Annotated in this window: 14 protein-coding genes; 6 read left to right on the forward strand and 8 right to left on the reverse strand. The window is 42.0% G+C overall.

The window, feature by feature from the left end; all coding sequences use genetic code 11:
* Window positions 1-57: 57 nt before the first annotated feature.
* Window positions 58-1,647 carry a M20/M25/M40 family metallo-hydrolase gene (locus tag K7X70_RS08825; RefSeq protein WP_255607020.1) on the forward strand — a complete coding sequence of 530 codons (1,590 nt, stop codon included), beginning with the start codon at window positions 58-60 and terminating at the stop codon, window positions 1,645-1,647.
* 86 nt (window positions 1,648-1,733) lie between these two features.
* Here K7X70_RS08825 and K7X70_RS08830 read toward each other — a convergent pair whose 3' ends face one another.
* On the reverse strand, window positions 1,734-4,175 hold the full coding sequence (locus K7X70_RS08830; protein WP_255607021.1) for a S9 family peptidase: 2,442 nt from the start codon (window positions 4,173-4,175) through the stop codon (window positions 1,734-1,736).
* Window positions 4,176-4,310: 135 nt separating this feature from the next.
* Between K7X70_RS08830 and K7X70_RS08835 the strand changes: the two genes are divergently transcribed.
* Complete coding sequence (locus K7X70_RS08835) at window positions 4,311-5,216, forward strand: helix-turn-helix domain-containing protein (RefSeq protein ID WP_222536711.1); 906 nt, start codon at window positions 4,311-4,313, stop codon at window positions 5,214-5,216.
* A 758-nt stretch (window positions 5,217-5,974) separates the two neighbouring features.
* Complete coding sequence (gene tatA / locus K7X70_RS08840) at window positions 5,975-6,157, forward strand: twin-arginine translocase TatA/TatE family subunit (RefSeq protein WP_222537156.1); 183 nt, start codon at window positions 5,975-5,977, stop codon at window positions 6,155-6,157.
* Here the strand turns inward: tatA and K7X70_RS08845 are convergent.
* From K7X70_RS08845 to K7X70_RS08855, 3 genes are all read right to left on the reverse strand, one after another.
* Entirely contained in the window at window positions 6,154-7,131 is a 978-nt protein-coding gene (locus K7X70_RS08845) for a Gfo/Idh/MocA family protein (protein ID WP_222536712.1), read from the reverse strand. The two genes, tatA and K7X70_RS08845, sit on opposite strands and share 4 nt — an antisense overlap.
* 10 nt (window positions 7,132-7,141) lie before the next feature.
* Complete coding sequence (locus tag K7X70_RS08850; protein WP_222536713.1) at window positions 7,142-7,975, reverse strand: DUF6929 family protein; 834 nt, start codon at window positions 7,973-7,975, stop codon at window positions 7,142-7,144.
* Between the two features lie 111 nt (window positions 7,976-8,086).
* Complete coding sequence (locus tag K7X70_RS08855; protein WP_222536714.1) at window positions 8,087-9,064, reverse strand: 3-keto-disaccharide hydrolase; 978 nt, start codon at window positions 9,062-9,064, stop codon at window positions 8,087-8,089.
* A 135-nt stretch (window positions 9,065-9,199) separates the two neighbouring features.
* Here K7X70_RS08855 and K7X70_RS08860 point away from each other — a divergent pair, with 135 nt between their 5' ends.
* Entirely contained in the window at window positions 9,200-10,117 is a 918-nt protein-coding gene (locus K7X70_RS08860) for an NADP-dependent oxidoreductase (RefSeq protein WP_222536715.1), read from the forward strand.
* On the opposite strand, the gene K7X70_RS08865 is transcribed toward K7X70_RS08860, so the two are convergent.
* The 4 genes from K7X70_RS08865 to susR form a co-directional block, all read right to left on the reverse strand.
* Window positions 10,114-11,199, reverse strand: a complete 1,086-nt coding sequence (locus tag K7X70_RS08865) for a class I SAM-dependent methyltransferase (RefSeq protein WP_222536716.1) — start codon at window positions 11,197-11,199, stop codon at window positions 10,114-10,116. The genes K7X70_RS08860 and K7X70_RS08865 overlap by 4 nt on opposite strands.
* 126 nt (window positions 11,200-11,325) lie before the next feature.
* On the reverse strand, window positions 11,326-11,889 hold the full coding sequence (locus K7X70_RS08870) for an RBBP9/YdeN family alpha/beta hydrolase (protein ID WP_222536717.1): 564 nt from the start codon (window positions 11,887-11,889) through the stop codon (window positions 11,326-11,328).
* An 84-nt stretch (window positions 11,890-11,973) separates the two neighbouring features.
* On the reverse strand, window positions 11,974-14,121 hold the full coding sequence (locus K7X70_RS08875) for a glycoside hydrolase family 97 protein (RefSeq protein WP_255607022.1): 2,148 nt from the start codon (window positions 14,119-14,121) through the stop codon (window positions 11,974-11,976).
* 164 nt (window positions 14,122-14,285) lie between these two features.
* Window positions 14,286-15,983 (reverse strand): SusR family glycan utilization regulator, encoded by a 1,698-nt coding sequence (gene susR / locus K7X70_RS08880; protein WP_222536718.1) that lies wholly within the window; start codon window positions 15,981-15,983, stop codon window positions 14,286-14,288.
* Window positions 15,984-16,146: 163 nt separating this feature from the next.
* On the opposite strand from susR, the gene K7X70_RS08885 reads away from it, so the two are divergent.
* Window positions 16,147-16,596, forward strand: coding sequence for a GNAT family N-acetyltransferase (locus tag K7X70_RS08885; RefSeq protein ID WP_222536719.1), 450 nt, complete (start codon window positions 16,147-16,149; stop codon window positions 16,594-16,596).
* Window positions 16,597-16,768: 172 nt separating this feature from the next.
* The gene (locus K7X70_RS08890) at window positions 16,769-17,752 is read left to right on the forward strand and encodes an aldo/keto reductase (RefSeq protein WP_222536720.1); all 984 of its coding nucleotides are present in this window, start codon (window positions 16,769-16,771) and stop codon (window positions 17,750-17,752) included.
* Window positions 17,753-17,817 lie beyond the last annotated feature (65 nt).

Here is a 17,817-nt window from a genome sequence, read left to right on the forward strand (position 1 = left end):
TATCAAATTTGTTCCTTTTTGACAGGATAGAAGCATTTATGCCTAAATTGACGAATCATGAAAACCAAACCAACAACCCCTCCTGTTAATGGATTAAAAAAGGCAACCGCTGCCTTCTTTATGGCGATGCTGATCGCTGGAAACGTCAGCTATGCACAAACTAAAAAGGAAACTATTGACCTGATCGTCAAGGAAGCCACGGAAAACTCTCAACTGGAAAAGCTCGCCCATGAGCTCTTAGATATGGTGGGCCCCAGACTTGTGGGCTCTCCTCAGATGAAACAGGCAAACGACTGGGCGGTCGCAAAATATACCAGCTGGGGCATACCTGCAAAAAACGAACAATGGGGAGAATGGCGTGGCTGGGAACGTGGAATTTCTCATATTGACATGGTTTATCCTCGCGTAAAATCCCTGGAAGGCATGCAATTGGCATGGAGTCCAAGCACAAAAGGAAAAGCAGTAGTGGGTGAAATGATCATCTACCCTGACCTACCCGATTCTGTATCCTTCAAAAGCTGGTTACCAAATGTAAAAGGAAAATTCGTGATGTTTTCCATGAATCAACCTACCGGCAGACCAGACTATAACTGGCAGGAATTTGCGACTCCGGAGTCTTTCGAGAAAATGAAAAAAGACAGAACCGAACAAACCAATGCCTGGCGCTCCCGCATCAGCAAAACCGGACTTAACCTGAAAGCTTTGGCACTGGCATTCGAAAGTGCAGGCGCATTAGGCGTAGTCACCAGCAACTGGTCTTCTGGATTTGGTGTCAATAAAATCTTTGGTGCCAATACCACCAAAATCCCTTCTATCGACATCTCCCTGGAAGATTACGGTTTACTGTACCGTCTGACCGAATCTGGAAACAAGCCTAAAATCAGTGTAAATGTCGGTTCTAAAGAGCTGGGCGTCGTTCCTACCTTTAATACCATTGCAGAGATCAAAGGCACAGAAAAGCCGAATGAATATGTCATCCTTTCCGCGCATTTCGACTCTTGGGATGGTGGCACTGGCGCCACTGATAACGGAACAGGGACCATCACCATGATGGAAGCCATCCGTATTTTGAAAAAGATCTACCCAAACCCAAAAAGAACCATCCTTGTAGGCCACTGGGGAAGTGAAGAACAAGGGCTAAACGGCTCAAGGGCATTTGTAGAAGATCATCCGGAAATTGTTAAAAATATCCAGGTGGTTTTTAACCAGGACAATGGTACAGGCCGCGTGGTTAACCTTGCCGGACAAGGCTTTTTAAACGCTTATTCTTATTTAGGAAAATGGTTATCGGCAGTGCCGGAAGACATTAGAAAACAGATCGCAACCACTTTCCCTGGTACTCCTGGTGGTGGTGGTTCAGACTATGCGTCCTTCGTAGCTGCAGGTGTACCCGCATTCTCGCTGAGCTCCAATAGCTGGTCTTACGGAACTTATACCTGGCATACCAACAGAGATACTTATGATAAAGTAGTTTTTGATGATGTGAGAAGCAATGCCATATTGACTGCAATTCTAGCCTATATGGCGAGTGAAGACCCAGAAACAACTTCCAGAGAGAAAAGCATTTTACCTGTGAATCCAAGAACCGGAGAACCAGGTGTATGGCCTCCACAAGTTAAACCAACACGCAAAGGCGGGGTAAACTAAGCGCTATCAGGCGATCAGAAAACCATAAGATTTGTATACTAAAATGCCCTTTCGATAAATCGGAAGGGCATTTTAATTTAAAAGCCTTATTTTTTATTCTTGACATACTTTTCTAACCACTGATCCTGCTCCCAGAACGTGTGCAGAATCGACTCTCTGCTTCTGTATCCATGAAACTCCTTAGGCAGCAGTACTAGTCTCACCGTACCGCCATGGCCTTTGATCGCACTATACAAGCGCTCACTTTGAATCGGGAAAGTGCCTGAATTCTCATCGTCAATACCATGAGTCATCAATAAGGGTGTTTTGATTTTATCCGCATAATTAAATGGCGACATTTTATTGTAAACATCCATTGCCTGCCAATAAGTACGCGCCTCCACCTGGAAACCAAAAGGGGTCAAGGTACGGTTGTAAGCCCCACTCCTGGCGATTCCCGCAGCAAATAGATTGGTATGTGCCAGCAAGTTGGCAGTCATGAATGCGCCATAAGAATGACCTCCTACTGCAATTCTACCTCTATCTGCTACGCCCATATCTACCACATAATTGATCAAAGCAGTGGCATTGTCTTCAATCTGTTGCAAGAACGTATCATTAGGTTCTTCTTTTCCCTCACCAACAATCGGCATATCTGCCTGATCCAATACTGCATACCCTCTGGTTACCCAGAATACCGGGGAGCGGAAAGCCAGCCTGGTGAAACGATACGGCGAACCTTTTACCTGTCCGGCAGCAGCCAGACTTTTAAATTCACGCGGGTAAGCCCAGATCAATACCGGCAATGGTCCATTTTCTTTCTTAAAATCCTTTGGCAGGTATAACGTAGCAGAAAGCTTGATTCCATCCTTACGAGGGTACGAAAGTAAAGACTTTTGAACTCCTTTCAAACTAGGGTAAGGATCTGGAAAGCTGGTTAAGGCTTGTTCCGCCCTGTTTTTCAAGTCAACAGCATAAATGTTAGGCGCTTCTTCGGTCGACTCTCTGGAGATGTACACCTTTCCTGTATTGTTAAAGAATACCGGCTCCTCATAATATGGCGCTTTAGATTTAAACAAAGTATCCTGTTTATTGGAAATCAGGTTCCATTTCAGAATAAATGGGCGATCGCCTTGCGGAGAAGCACCTGCACCTTTAGTGAATATTACGCCTGGAGCACCTTTATCAAACAATAAGACTTTTGCGGAGAAAGGCCCTTTACCATAAATAAAATCTCCTGGATCCGTATAAGTATCTTCTGAAGACCTGTTCGAGATCACTTTGACCACCTTACCGCTTTCAGGATTGATCAGCGTCATTTTTTGAGCACGATCTTTTCTCCATTGTTCTTGTACCAGAGCATAATTTTGATTGCCCCATTCCACACCACTATACCTTGAAGCCATACTATACAACTTTACCGGAGCCCCTGTGAAAGGTGCTTTCAGCAGGAACAAAGCATCGCGGACTTCCGCTTTCAGGTTAGGATCACCTTTATCCTGAGCTTCCGCCCAAACAATAGTTGCAGCTGCATCGCTTCTCCATTCGTAAGCACGAGGCCCCATAGCAACGGCATCAAAGCCTGTTGGCAATTTCTCCGCAAGCGGTGCATGGTAAAGTTCTTTTACCAATTGTCCCTGAGGATTCAGAATGGTGGTTTTGAAAGGGAAATAATAAATAGGCACCAGGTAAGAATAATGTTTCTCAATGGTCTGTACCATCAGGAACTTGCCATCTGGCGAATAGGCAGCCTTGCGATAAATTGCAGGACCTGCGATTTTTGTAGTATTCCCAGTCAAATCTACTTCCTGCAGCTCAGAACTGAGGTAATAGCCCATCAGATCCTGATCATAGGTATTTTTCAATAAGTTTTGATACGTTCTGGAAGGCGTCACTACACCTAAGTTTTCTTGAACCACCGGCCCTGTAGGTACGATATTTTCTACCGGCTTATCTCCACGGGATGGAAGGATAAACTGGGCAAGAATACGCTTGCCATCCGGATGCCATTGTAAAGTGGTGCCGTAAGCATCATTCAGTAAACCATTGGTCAGTCTGCGGGCTTTTAAATTTTTAACATCCACCAGCCATAGCTCCACCCCTTTTAAAGTATTGTTGCTGAAAGCGAAAAAGTTCCCATCTGCATTCCAGCTGATATTGGTCATTCTCATTTTCTCCGGCAATCCGGCAACCTTATTTTCTTTACCGGTTTTCAGGTCTTTAATCCTCAAGTCGCTGTAAATACCTGAAACCTCTCCTTCCGTAGAATTATTAGCGGGATTGATCCTGATGCCTGCCAAACCAATTACAGGTTGAGCCACCTGCTCGATGGAAGCATATCCTGGTGAAGAAAGCAGCAGCATCAAGCTTCCGTCTTTATTAAAACGCACCGTTGGGCTTGTCGGCGCATCTACCAAGTCAACAATGCTTTTAGGAGGCAATTGGTAAGTCAGGTTCTCCTGCGCAAATCCTTGGGTACTTAAACCTGCCATCAGCAATACGCTGAGCAAGGTTTTAGTGATCGGTTTGTAGTTTTCGGTCTGTATCATTTTTTTTTGAGTATCCATGACGATAAATGTCATTTGATATAAGTTACTACACAAAAATGGGATTCTAAATGAAGGCTTGCTAAACTATCGCGTAAAAGTTACCTTTGAAACATTCCATCCACAACACATCCTGTTATGCAAATTGTTGAGACCATTGATCAGTTTTACAAAAGGACCAACCAAATCGTTCCGGTCGAATTGTTAAACACCTCGGCCAATCCAAGTCATTTTAACGTGAAGGAACGCAGTTACTGCAGTAAAATGAGTCCATATAACCGCAGAGACCATTATAAGATCTGCCTGACGATTGGAAAAGGGCGACTGCATGTGGCAAATGAGGTGATTGAAATTGATCGTCCGGCTCTGGTTTTCTCTAATCCGACGGTCCCTTATTCCTGGGAATCCACCTCTGAAAGCCAGGAAGGGTATTACTGTTTGTTCAATGATTCTTTTATTTCAGCAGAGCTGAAGAAAGGGCTGGAAAGGATATGTCCTTTGTTTAATCCCATGATCTCTCCTTCCTGCTTTTTGGATGAACCAGCATATCAAAGAGTGAATGGTTATTTCCTGCAATTAATTGCCGAGCTAAAAAGCGACTATGAATATAAATATGAGGTGATCAGGAGTATTTTAAGACTGATCATTCATGAAGGCATCAAGATCCAATCGGCGACCCTTGCGCCTGCGCTTACCGACGTCTCCGACCACATTACCCCCAGGTTCCTGGATTTACTGGAACGACAATTCCCGGTAGATTCTCCCGAAAACCCTTTAAAACTGAAGAGTGCATCTGAATTTGCTGATCAGCTTCACATTCATGTGAACCACCTGAATTATGTGATTAAATCACATACTGGAAAAACCACTACGCAGATGATCAGCAACAGAGTAGTTGAAGAAGCAAAAACGTTGTTGAAACAAACGGATTGGGATGTAGCTGAAATTGGGTATTGCCTGGGTTTCGATTATCCAGCTCATTTCAACAATTACTTTAAAAAGAATACGGGACTTACGCCTGCCGCATTTAAACACCATAGCTAAGCCCTGTTCATTCCTTACTTAAAGGAATACGGATAAAATTAAGAAACGTATACCTCTTGCTCCTTGTCGAATGTCCAGACCTGTCGCTGGCCTCTTCTGGCAATGACCAAAGAATAACAATCTTCATTTTCTGAAATTTCCAAGACCTCGCCTAAATTGATAAGCTTGTCACCGATAGATAAATTTGCAATTTCTAAGTTCTTAAACATTATAGGCTGTTCCAATATATGATCCATGAGAGCGAAAAGATAAAAGAAGATTTATTTAAAATTTAATTTATACCCAAAAATATAATTATTTATCAAATAACACTAATAATTTAGTTAAATCAGTAGATTTCGCGTTTAAACTACTTGTACCCCTCCTATTTGAAACATTAACGGGCTTAGCCATGCAATTTCAAAATATGGTCCTGCTATTTTTCTAGCGCAGCGCAAGTATTTTCCTCCGATACCAGTCCTAACCTAACTGAAACAGGTAAAGACGACAAGTTTATTTCAAACTTTAATTTCGTTTTAATCCCGCTTTAATCTCTTGCGATTAGTTTTGTTAAAACCTTTAAAGCTATAGATATGGTGTTGGCAGAATTTTTAAATATGGGGGACTTGGAAAGGGCATTCGTGAGTTCAAAGATGCTTCTGAGGGTGTTAAAAGAGAAATCCACAGAAACATCAACCTCTCCGATATAGAAAATGAAGCAACAGCACAAGAGGTTAAAGAAAAAGTTTAGTTTCCCAAAATTATAAAACACACAAATGATGTTACATACCCCTATACTTGCGGCTTTAGGTACGCAGGAAATCCTGGTTATCCTGGTTGTTGTACTCCTGCTTTTTGGCGGTAAAAAGATCCCTGAACTATTGGGTGGCCTGGGAAAAGGAATCCGTGAATTTAAAGAAGGTAAAGACGGTACAGATCAACCAGACCCTGAAAAGCATTAAGGCTTTGCTGTAAAGCGATCCATCAGCTGCATAGACAATATCGCTTCTTCGGCAGAACAAGGGTTTTCTCCCTGCCCTAAGAAATAAGCGGTCACCTTTTCAATCATGGGTTGCTGTACATGCTGCAGGGGGCTAAAGTCGTAGACCTTAGCAATCCCATCTTTAATCAATTTTATTTGCTGACCAAAAACCTGGAAGCTGATTTTTCCTGCCGTGCCTATAATTTCACATAGGTCGGCTTTATCTTGTTCAGATACGCTGAAACACCAGCTGCCATTAAACACCGTTCCATTTTTAAACAATACCTGACCGGTTACCAGATCATCTGCCTGTCCTATTCCACTTTGATTCAGCGCGAATCCAGCAGCGGAAAGCCATTCTCCAAAAAAGAAGACCATCAAATCCAGCTGATGGGGAGCAAGATCATGAAACAAGCCTCCTCCCGAAATCAAGGGATCTAACCTCCAATTGCTGGCTGATTTTGCAATAATATCCGCATCCTGGGGCTGAAACATCTTTAATTGTACCAAACGGATGTCTCCTATTTCATGATCGTCCAATAAGGCTTTGATTTTTAAGAATAAAGGCTGCGCACGTCTATAATGGGCCACGCATATTTTAATACCTGCAGTTGAGGCAGCAATTTTCATTCTGATCGCTGAATCTGAATTTAAGGTCATTGGCTTCTCCACATAGACCGGTTTTCCAGCGGCGAATGCCATTAAAGCATAAGCTTCATGCTGTGCCGGAGGGGTCGCAATATAAATGGCATTTACTTCCGGATCATCAATCAGCTGCTGCGCATCATCGTACCACTTAGGTACCCCATGTCTGGCGGCATAGTCTTTCGCTTTTTCCCCATCTCTACGCATCACCGCAACCAATGATGAATTGGGCACCTTATTAAAGGCAGGTCCGCTTTTAACCTCAGTTACGTCTCCGCAACCAATCATTCCCCATTTAATACTTTTCATTTTCAATATGTTATCGTTTCAGCTTCAATTGATAAATGTCGGCCTGTAATTTATCGGTATCATTATCCTCACAAAGGAGAAAACTCAGTTCATCTGCAGTTTCCTGCTTTAAGGTCAATCCTTCAAATTTATGCCGCTCGCTGATCTGTGCCGTAAAATCCAAGGCCATCTTGTCCATATTGATGCTGCCAATCAAGGTACCCAATACCGCTCCATCCTGATAAGTAGAATTGCTGTCTTCGGCAGCAGCCAGAAAATAAATATGATGGTCAACGAGGATGGCATCTGTAAATCCCGTAGGAACTCCTTTAATCCCGGGCAATGCGATTTCCTTAAAGCTGATTTTTGAGATCGCCTTAAGTTGTGGTCCCGAAACTTTGAACACTCCATTTTTTCCGGATCCTCCATTCCCTCTATTCAGGAAGTACCAATCTGCCCCAGTAAAAATTACCCCTTCGATATTGAAGTTTTCAGCATCAATTCCAGAAACATTCCTCATTTCCTGATATACTTCCGAGACATCAGCGGTTGAAATCAGTTGTTTATCCTTCGCCTTTAAAGTGACCATCTGGTTTCTATTTTCGGTAGATCCAGAGCCAAAAACATATATTTTATCCCCATAAGCGGTGATGGCTTCAAAATCAGGCTTATTTTTTTTTACGATGTTTTCTGAAGGCTGGCTGCCTAAAGGATGTCGGCTCAGATGCGCAGCTTTCATCTCATAGCTGTACAGAAAAGTTCCGTTGTCGGAGATCACGTTCAGCTGATCATTTTTCAAGAGCAAACCGGAAGCAGAGCCAATTCCAATGATCTGAAACAACAATTCCAAGGTAAATTTGTACATGAATGCAATATGCAAATTCTTTAAGAAAAAACAGACCTTGGAAGCCCTGCAAGGGAATATTCATACCGGTTATCAGGTGTACACCTGATAACCGGTCATATAGAAATCAGCTTATTTCTTAGCTGGAGTAATCACAATTTTTCTAAACTCGATTGGTCCATGGTCACCCTGGAAATAGATCGGTCCTGGTTCGCCTTCATTACTGTCTAATGCGCCGCCAGTAATTCCTGGGATTTCCTGATTACTGATCACAGTTTTGCCATTGGCAACCACCGTCACCATTCTGCCCACTAGCGTAATATCGTAACTCTGCCATTTATCAGGGCCTAAAGCATTGATTTCACTAGGTGGAAGGAATCCGTAAATCCCACTGAAATAAACACTGGAAGGATGTGCTTCCTTCGGGCTGTCTTCAATCTGAACTTCATATCGGCCTCTTAAATAAACGCCGCTATTACTTCCTTTCTGGTACCTGAATTCCACATGTAATTTAAAATCTTCAAACTTCTGATCAGAGATCAGATTGGCACCAGATTGTGGACTCGTCAATACTCCGTCTTTCACTACCCATTGGTTTTTCCCTAAAGCTTTCCAGCCAGTCAGGTCTTTCCCATTGAAAAGTTGAATAGGTTTTGCCCAGACAACAGGGCTGGTTCTTTTCAAATACGGTGCCTTTACCCCTTTCCAAGTATATGTTTTGCCTTCACTGGTCAGCATAGTGCCCTCAATCCCTGCACCTTTCAGTTCTCCTTCAATCACGAAATCCTGGTTCCCGCCTTCCCATTGCGGTGGGATTCTAAAGCTGAATTTACCATTTTGGAACTTCACTTCTGATACCGGGCGGGCACTGCCGGAAGCGCCAACAAAATAACCTACCAGTGTACGGTTGCCGGATAGCTTCACTTCCAGCCAGGAAGGTGCGGATTTCCCGTTTTCATCAACCGTAAGGTCCCATCGGCCAATCAGGTTTTTTCCAGGAATATCTTGTAAAGCAGTGATATTTGTAAGGTATGGAGCGGCAATAAGCGCATCAGCTGATCCAAAACTGAGCAAGCCAGTGACAGCCATCACAAAAAATTTCTTATTCATTGTAAAGGGATTAGGTTTTATTTATGGTTCTAGGCGGTAAGATAGGATTTATTCACTTTTCACCCAAGGATAAGGGGAAAAGAAATGATTTTTCCTGTATTAATTCGTAATTTCAGGAAGGATTAATTAGACCTTATGAAAGCCATTCAATTCCACTCCTATGGAGATTCCGCTGTATTACAATTAGAAGAAGTTGCTAAGCCTGTCCCAAAAGCACATGAAGTGCTGATAAAAGTGGTGGCCACCACCATCAACCCTTTTGACATCAAGAATCGCTCTGGCGCTATGAAGGCCTTTGTACCCATCAAATTTCCTCATATTCCTGGAACTGATGCGTCTGGGATGGTAGAATCAATAGGATCAGCAGTGACGCGGATTAAAGTTGGCGACCTGGTTTTTGCGACCGCCTCTCATGGCACTTATGCGGAATATGTCTGTATTAACGAAGAAACGGTTTCCCTAATCCCGGATCATGTGAGCATGAATGAGGCCGCAGCCTTGGCAGTCCCATTAAATACCGCCTACAGTATCCTGGTAGAAACAGCGCATTTACATCCAGGAGAAAGGGTATTAATCCATGGTGCCGCAGGCGGTGTAGGCAATATTGTTTTACAAATGGCGAAAGCGCTCGGTGCGTATGTGATTGCCACAGCTTCCGGCTCCGGACTTGCCAGAATTCATGATTTAGGTGCTGATGAATTGATTGATTACAAATGGCAGGACTTCAGTGAACTGGTAGAAAACCTGGATATAATCGTTGATCTTGTAGGTGGAGAAACGCAGTTAAAATCTTACCCTTTGGTCAAAAAAGGAGGAAAGCTATTGAGTATTGTCATGCCAACAGATGATCAGCTGGCCTTAAAATATGGAATTACCGCAAAGTTTATCAGTGCTGTAGGAGACCATAAAAAGTTAGATTTTGGAAAGCGACTGGTAGAATCTCATAAAATCGAGGTTCAAATTGCCAAAACAATGTCGATTGAACAAGCAGCCGAAGCACAGGATCTGGTCTCCGCAGGCGGCTTAAATGGTAAGATTGTATTGAACTTTTAAGTTAGCAGCGGAACTTGATGGTCTTCCATTCCCTTTTCCTGGATTAAGACTTTGAATTTATAGCCCATATCCATGATTAAGGCATGGCGAAGCAGTGCTATTTTTTTTGCCGCCAGCGCTACATCTTTTTCCTCAGAGAAAGCCTCCATCACCCAGTCATTAAAGCCCATCTGCAGTAGAAATTCCCCCTGACTGGTAAATGCAGCATCTTCTAAACCATATTGCTGCCCCCAATAGCTTAAAGCGGAGAAATTGACATGAGCGGTAATGTCCTGTTTCCCAATGTGAGTGTAATAATCATCGTTCACAGCATGTGCTCTATAACAGCATAAAGTCCCTTCTACCCTGCTTTTTTTATACATTCCTTTATTTCTATCGCCATAATCAATGGTGATGATATAGCCTTGTTTCATAGCCGAAGCGATCTTTTTGATCCAGGGAATCACCTCAAGATTGATCTCCGTCTGGTATCCTTCAGGAAGCACAATATTTAATACCCGCATGTAATCGATCAATGCTGGAGAGGCAGGTTTCAATACCTCTTTGAAGCCATCCTGCTCCTCCACAAATATTTCCATCAACTCTTCCAACATGATGACCCGGTGAACAGGGAAATTGTCCAGCACCTCATTTGAGAATACACATCCGCGAATGTCCTCTATCTCTGAGATATCATTCAGCCACTCTACTTTTTCTTTTAGCCTGATTTTTTCCAGCACTTTCATGGCCTCGCTTCTTTCAATAATGCAATAGCGAAGGTCCTGGTACATCTCTTCATTAGGTTGGATTGCAGCAAGAATATCCTCCGCCAATTTACCATTGCCAGCGCCGTATTCTACGATGGTAAAGGGCCCTTTCCCTAGCATAGCCCAGATTTCCACCATTTTTTTCGCGATCAGTACACCCAGGGCATTTCCCAAATAAGCACTGGTAAAATAATCGCCATTCTTACCAATTTTATTTGCCTGAGTATTGTAATAGCCGAGTGTAGGATGGTAAAGGCACATTTCCATATACTCACAAAAAGATATTGCGCCGTTTTTCTTTATTTTCTTTTTGATCACACTGGTTAGACCTGACATGGACTTATAGGTAATATCCCTATAAAACAGTTGGCCTTAAACATTGTTTAGGTAAACAAATTTATTTAAAGCTTGCTATCTAAATATACCAAGAGCTAGCTGGAAGCACACTGTTCTTTTATGGTTCTATATTGACGCCTTTATCATTATTTTCAGTTTTTCTAAAAGTACCGGAAAAGTTTTAAAGTCGTCTTTTCCAAGGAAATGTCCTCCATCCGCGATCGTAATGATTGGTGCTTCCAGTGCTTCCGCTAACTTTTGAGTCAGCTCAAAAGGAACAATGTAATCATCTTCCGCTCCGATAACCAATCGTTTAGGCACATTTTGAATCAGCCCCGGAATAGAGATCTCCTCCTCCAAAAAACCGTCTAAATCGGGAATATCCTCCAGCTTCTCTAAAAATCCGGCAATCAGGATCATTCCTGCTGACTTCAATTGATAACGGTTTAAATATAAAAGCAGGGAAATACAGCCTAAACTATGACCTATAAAATAAGTCTGGTCGCTGAACTTCACGTTTTCTTTTAAATAGTTGACCCATGCCTGAGGATTTGGCTTACTGGAATCTGGCATCGCTAAAATATGGACTGCTATTCCTTCCTTTTCAAGCGCTGCCTGTATCCATTCAAACCAATGGTCTGTAGTGCTGGCCATGTATCCATGGACAATGTAAACTTGTGCTGCTTCCATAAGGTCCCAAAAATAGAAATTCTGCGCAAATAAAAAAGGCGCTTCGTATAGAACGAAAGCGCCTTTTTCTGACCACGGTACGGATTACTGAACTTCGATAATGCTGATGGCATAACCTCCGCCAGGCGCACAAAACTGCGTCAATTTAGTGCCTTTGCTAACCCTCATTTTTTTAATTACATAAGCCTGCGGATTTTTCTCATAATGAGCATCTTTTGCATCCGAATAAATCGTCGCCAGGTATTTTTTATTCGCATCCAGGAAGTCCAGATTTACCTTAGAAACACGTCCCTGTTCATCACAAGTACTGCCTACAAACCAATTGTTTGTTCCTTTGGCTTTTCTGGCGAACGTGATGTAATCCCCAGGTTCTGCTTCCAGTACTTTCGTATCGTCCCAATCTACCGCTACATCTTTGATGAACTGAAAAGCATCTTTGAACTTGTGATAAGTTTCTGGTAAATCAGCCGCCATTTGCAGCGGACTATACATGGTTACATACAAGGCCAGCTGACGGGCCAGCGTACTGTGTACAAAAGAGTTGTTTTCAGGATTGTAAGCACTCACTTTCGTTTCAAAGATCCCTGGCGTATAATCCATCGGACCTCCCATTAACCTGGTAAAAGGTAAAATCGTCGTATGATCCGCATTATTACCACCGAAAGCCTCGTATTCCGTGCCTCTTGCGGATTCATTTGCCAGTAGATTTGGGAAGGTACGGCTCAATCCTGTAGGTCTTACCGCCTCATGCGCATTCACCATGATTTTATACGCCGCAGCTTTTTCAATCGCATATTGATAGTGATTCACTAACCATTGTCCATAATGGTGTTCCCCTCTTGGGATAATATTACCTACGTAACCGCTTTTAACCGCGTTATAGCCGTTATCCACCATAAACTTGTAGGCTGTATCCAGATGACGTTCATAGTTACGTACAGAAGACGATGTTTCATGGTGCATCATAATTTTCACATTTTTACTGGCCGCATAGCGATGTAATTCTTTCACATCGAAATCAGGGTAAGGAGTCACGAAGTCAAAAACATAGTCTTTTGTTTTTCCAAACCAATCTTCCCATCCCTCATTCCATCCTTCTACCAATACGGCATCCAGACCGTTTTCTGCTGCGAAATCAATATACTCTTTCACACGTTTGGTATTTGCAGCATGTTTACCGTTTGGTTTTGTCTTGCTGTAATCAGTGATGCCCAGCTGCACATTATCCAGGTCATTATAGGCCCAGGTACTTTTCCCTGTGATCATTTCCCACCAAACACCTACGTATTTAATCGGCTTAATCCAGGAAACATCTTTAAATTTAGTAGGTTCATTTAAGTTAAGGATCGTTTTAGACAACAAGATATCACCAGCTTTATCACTCACAATAATCGTTCTCCATGGCGATTGCGTAGGTGCCTGCAAGTACCCTTTATCGCCGATAGCGTCCGGTGTCAATACAGATTCCAGCACCATATCTTTATCATTCAGCTCTAAAGACATCGTAGAATAGTTGATCAATGCCGCTTCATGGATGTTGATGTACAAGCCATCCTTGCTCTTCATCATTAAAGGCGTTTGCAGACCAGTTTCTGAAAAGGTCTTTTGAGAAACGTTTGGCGTTACTGCAGTTTTCATTTTACCGCGTACTTCGGAAAGATTAGAAGTTGTGGTGCTGTATTCCTGAGTATCATAATCACCAGGAAGCCAGAAGGCTTTGTGGTCTCCAGCTAAAGCAAATTGTGTTTTCTCCTCCTTTACAGTGAAATAGTTCAGGTTTTTCTGTGCAGGAAATTCATAGCGGAATCCCAAACCGTCATTAAACAAACGAAAGCGAACAATGATAAAGCGATCGCTGGCAGGTTGTTTAATCGTTACTGCAAGCTCATTGTAGTGGTTACGGATGGTTTTTACTTCACCCCAAACCGGGTTCCAACTTTCGTCAAAAGTACTTTGTTGAGTATCAGCGATTTCAAAACCGTTCAACAAATCATCTGCGTTTTTCAATTGAAAACCCAATTTACTAGGCTTAATCACGCTTTTTCCTTTGTAGGAAAGTTCGTATACTGGTGTTCCGGCAGTGCCGAGGCTGAACTTTAAAGTCAGGTTTTGATCTGGTGATTTTAACTCCTGTGCCTTTAGGGCGCTGGTGGTGTAACAGAAACAAACCATCAGAATTAACTTAGAAATTCTGGTAATGGTCATTGGATTTCGAAAATGATAGCTGCTCATACCTGAGATAGGTTTAATATTAAATTTGGTTGGCATGCCCAACCTGGGCTGCTGATTCAAAAGTAACCCTGAAATCCGCTAAAAATCCAGAGCGGTTAAAATATGTAGACCAAATGAAAAATCAAGATGCTTAATTACAGCAACTTAACCACAAAAACACCCCCTTAAAATGTAGATATGGTACCGATTTCAATGACGTAATTCTCGAAATCTTCTCTTGGAACGAGGGCTTTATTCCTCACCTTTGTACGATAATTATAGATCGTACTCATCGAACAGCGAAGAAATGCAGCAATCTTCGCACTGTCATGGATGCCTAATCTTAGCAAAGCAAAAATCCTGAGTTCTGTATTTAACTCCCCTGGTTTAAGTTCAAACCGTTCTTCTTCTACCAGTAAATTATTAAAGGCAATTACAAAATCGGGATACAAATGCAGAAAAGTATCGTCGAAATTTTTGTACAATGCTTTCAGCTCTGTGGTCATCAGCTCGGTTGATTTCAGTGTTTTAAAAAGTACGTCCAGATTACCGGTGCTGGCTTTTTTATTCAAGCCTTTGCGGTAATCCTCCAGCTTATTGATATAATTGGAGCAGAGGTCTAAAAAGTTCCCGATATATTGTTCTTTGATCCGATTGGCCTCCATCAGTTTGCTATTGGCTCCTTTCAATTGCTGATTTACCAGTTGTAAATCTTTGTTCAATTGTTTTAAAAGGCCATTGACTTCCTGTAATTCCAATCGACTTTTCTCCAGCTTTTTCAGCTGTTGAAAGACATACACTATAGCTGCGACTAAACCTGCAGAAAGCACACTAATGAGCACTAGTAAAGACACCAGCTGTGTCCTTTGCTCCTTTTCTTTAGCTTGATGTGCCGCATCAATAATCGGGAAAATCTTAGAAATCACAATAGTTCGCAATGGTGCATTACAGAAAATGGCATCTTCCATAGAGTATTTAATGTAGGAATACGCGCGGTCTAAATCTCCTGTTTCATACAAGGAAATAGCCAGTGCCTGCAAAGAAGTGTTCTCCTTAATTGCATTTTCCAGGTCAGAAATGGCCGATAAGGCGAAATATTTCTGTTGAAGCAGGGTATTGCCTTCTTTCTTATAGACATTTCCCAATGCGGAACTCCAAATCGCATATTCATGGTTTTTTGTTTTCAGTCCGGATAATAAATTGAGCAGGATCTTTTCTGCTTCCCGGTATTTCCCTAAAGTACTTAGCTTTTCGGCATAAACGCCGAGGTAATTTCTGGAAGATGGATGGAGTATTTGTAATAGAGAGTCCCTGTAAGCCGCATTGTATTGACGATAAAGGCCCGAATTCACATTGCGGTAGTCGGCAAGGTTGCTGTAAAGGTCTTTATAGGCCTGATAATAACCTATTTTCAAATCCAGGCTCAATTGATCTGCCCGCAGGCTACTCAAAATGCGCGCTGCATCCATAGACATTCCAGCGATAGCATAGAGTTCGGAGAGCTGCAGTTTTGATTCGGCAACCTGCTGAGGGTTATTCAAAACCCTGGCAATAGCTAGATTGTGGTTGGCATAACGTATCGCAGAATCACTTTGATAAGGCTTATAAGCCTGATACAACTTACTGTTTAACTGATAAAGCTTTTCTTTTGATAAGCGATCGGATGCTGTTGTTAAATCTGCGGCCCCTATTGATGAACCGATTGATTTCAGCTGCTGTTTAAGCTGACTGATCGTTGCTTCTCTCCTGTCCGTATAGAATTGCCTGTTTTGAATGGCATGGTCCAGCGCTTTCAGCAAACTGTCTGCAGACGCAGCCATGCTCCTGGAAAATCCAGCGGTAAAGAGAAAAAGCAGCAGAACAGTTTTTTTAGGCAGTTTCAAAAGTTTCAATGTTAATTTATTGCAATTGCGATGACAAAGGTGAACATTTTCTTTAAGAAAGCAATTTCATCTGGCCCTATAGATTTATCAAAACTGGACCCCTTCAATACTCCTGAAATAAACCAGTTTTGCGGGACATTAAACCACTATAAATTTAAAAAGCATGAGCACAATTGAAACAGCCACACTAGACCATTTAAATGAATTTGCCGAATTATTTGATCAGTACCGTGTCTTTTACCGACAAGCATCTGATGTTGAAAAAGGCAAAAGCTTCCTTAAGGAAAGAATTAAAAACAATGAATCCGTTACCTTTTTAATTAAAGCTGATGGAAAATTTGTTGGATTCGCACAATTGTATTCCTTATTCCATTACAAAACCCTGAAACGTCAATGGCTATTGAGCGACTTATTTGTAAATCCTGATTTCCGAGGTCGTGGTTTATCTATTGATTTAATAGACAGGTGTAAAATCCATTGCGACGAAACTGATGCCTGCGGACTATTATTGGAAACAGAAAAGACAAATGACATCGGCAATAGGTTATACCCAAAATGTGGTTTTGAACTGGATTCAGACCACAATTATTACAATTGGTGGAAAAAAAACTAAGCCATTCATCTTTGGTGTCCTTTAGTTGATTTAATCTATCAGGACTTTCATATCTACTTCAGTTATTATTTCTTCTTTTAGTATCATTAAAATGATAGATAGCTAGTAGTTATGTTATTTTGAGGATAGGCCCATTTTAGAGAATTTTGTGTCCTCAATAATTAATCACAAAATGGAATATAGAAAATTAGGAAATACAGCATTAGAATTGTCTACAATAACTTACGGTGCCTTTGCGATTGGGGGTACGATGTGGGGTGGAAATGAGCAGAAAAATTCAATTGAAGCGATCCATGCTGCTTTGGATCATGGCCTGACGACCTTAGATACCGCTCCTTTTTACGGTTTCGGATTAAGTGAGGAACTGATCGGACAAGCATTAAAAGGAAAAGACAGGACTAAAGTACAGTTGTTGACTAAATTCGGTTTAGTTTGGGACGGCAGCAATCAGGGAAAAGGAGCACATTTTTTCGACATCAACGCGGATGGCAAGAATGTCCCTATCTATAAGTTATCGTCAAAAGCGAACATCATCAAAGAAGTAGAAGAAAGTCTGAAGCGTTTAAACACAGATTATATCGATTTAATCCAGCAGCATTGGCCAGATCCGACCACCCCTATCGACGAAACCATGGAAGCGATGGAAAGCCTAATCCAACAAGGAAAAGTACGTGCAGCGGCAGTTTCAAACTACAGCTTAGATCAATTGAAAACAGCTGGAAACACCTTTGTTCCTGCAGCAAATCAAGTGGCTTACAGTATGCTGAACCGCGGTATCGAAAAAGACCTTGTGCCTTATACCTTAGCAAATAACATCGGGATTATTGTCTACAGTCCGATGGAAAGAGGTTTACTTTCAGGTAAATACTTCCAGAATGAAAAACTGAAAACTGATGACCATAGAAATGGTTATTTCGGACAGTTTGACCTGGAGAAAGTAAAAGCATTTTTGGAAAGCATTCGTCCGATTGCCGCGGAGAAAAATGCGAGTCTGGCACAACTGGCATTGCGCTGGACAACCCTTCAAAAAGGCATTACCATTGTATTGGCGGGTGCCAGGAATGCGGAACAGGCAATTGCTAATGCGCAGGCCATGAGCTTTGATTTAAGCGCAGAGGAGCTGAGCTTTATCGATGCAGAACTGAATAAAATCTAAACAGCTTTCCTATAGCTGAGACCTGATATTAAAGGCATGGAGTAAAAAACTCCATGCCTTTTTTC

The organism is Pedobacter polysacchareus (assembly GCF_019802255.1).
In the GTDB taxonomy this organism is placed as follows: Bacteria; Bacteroidota; Bacteroidia; order Sphingobacteriales; family Sphingobacteriaceae; genus Pedobacter; species Pedobacter polysacchareus.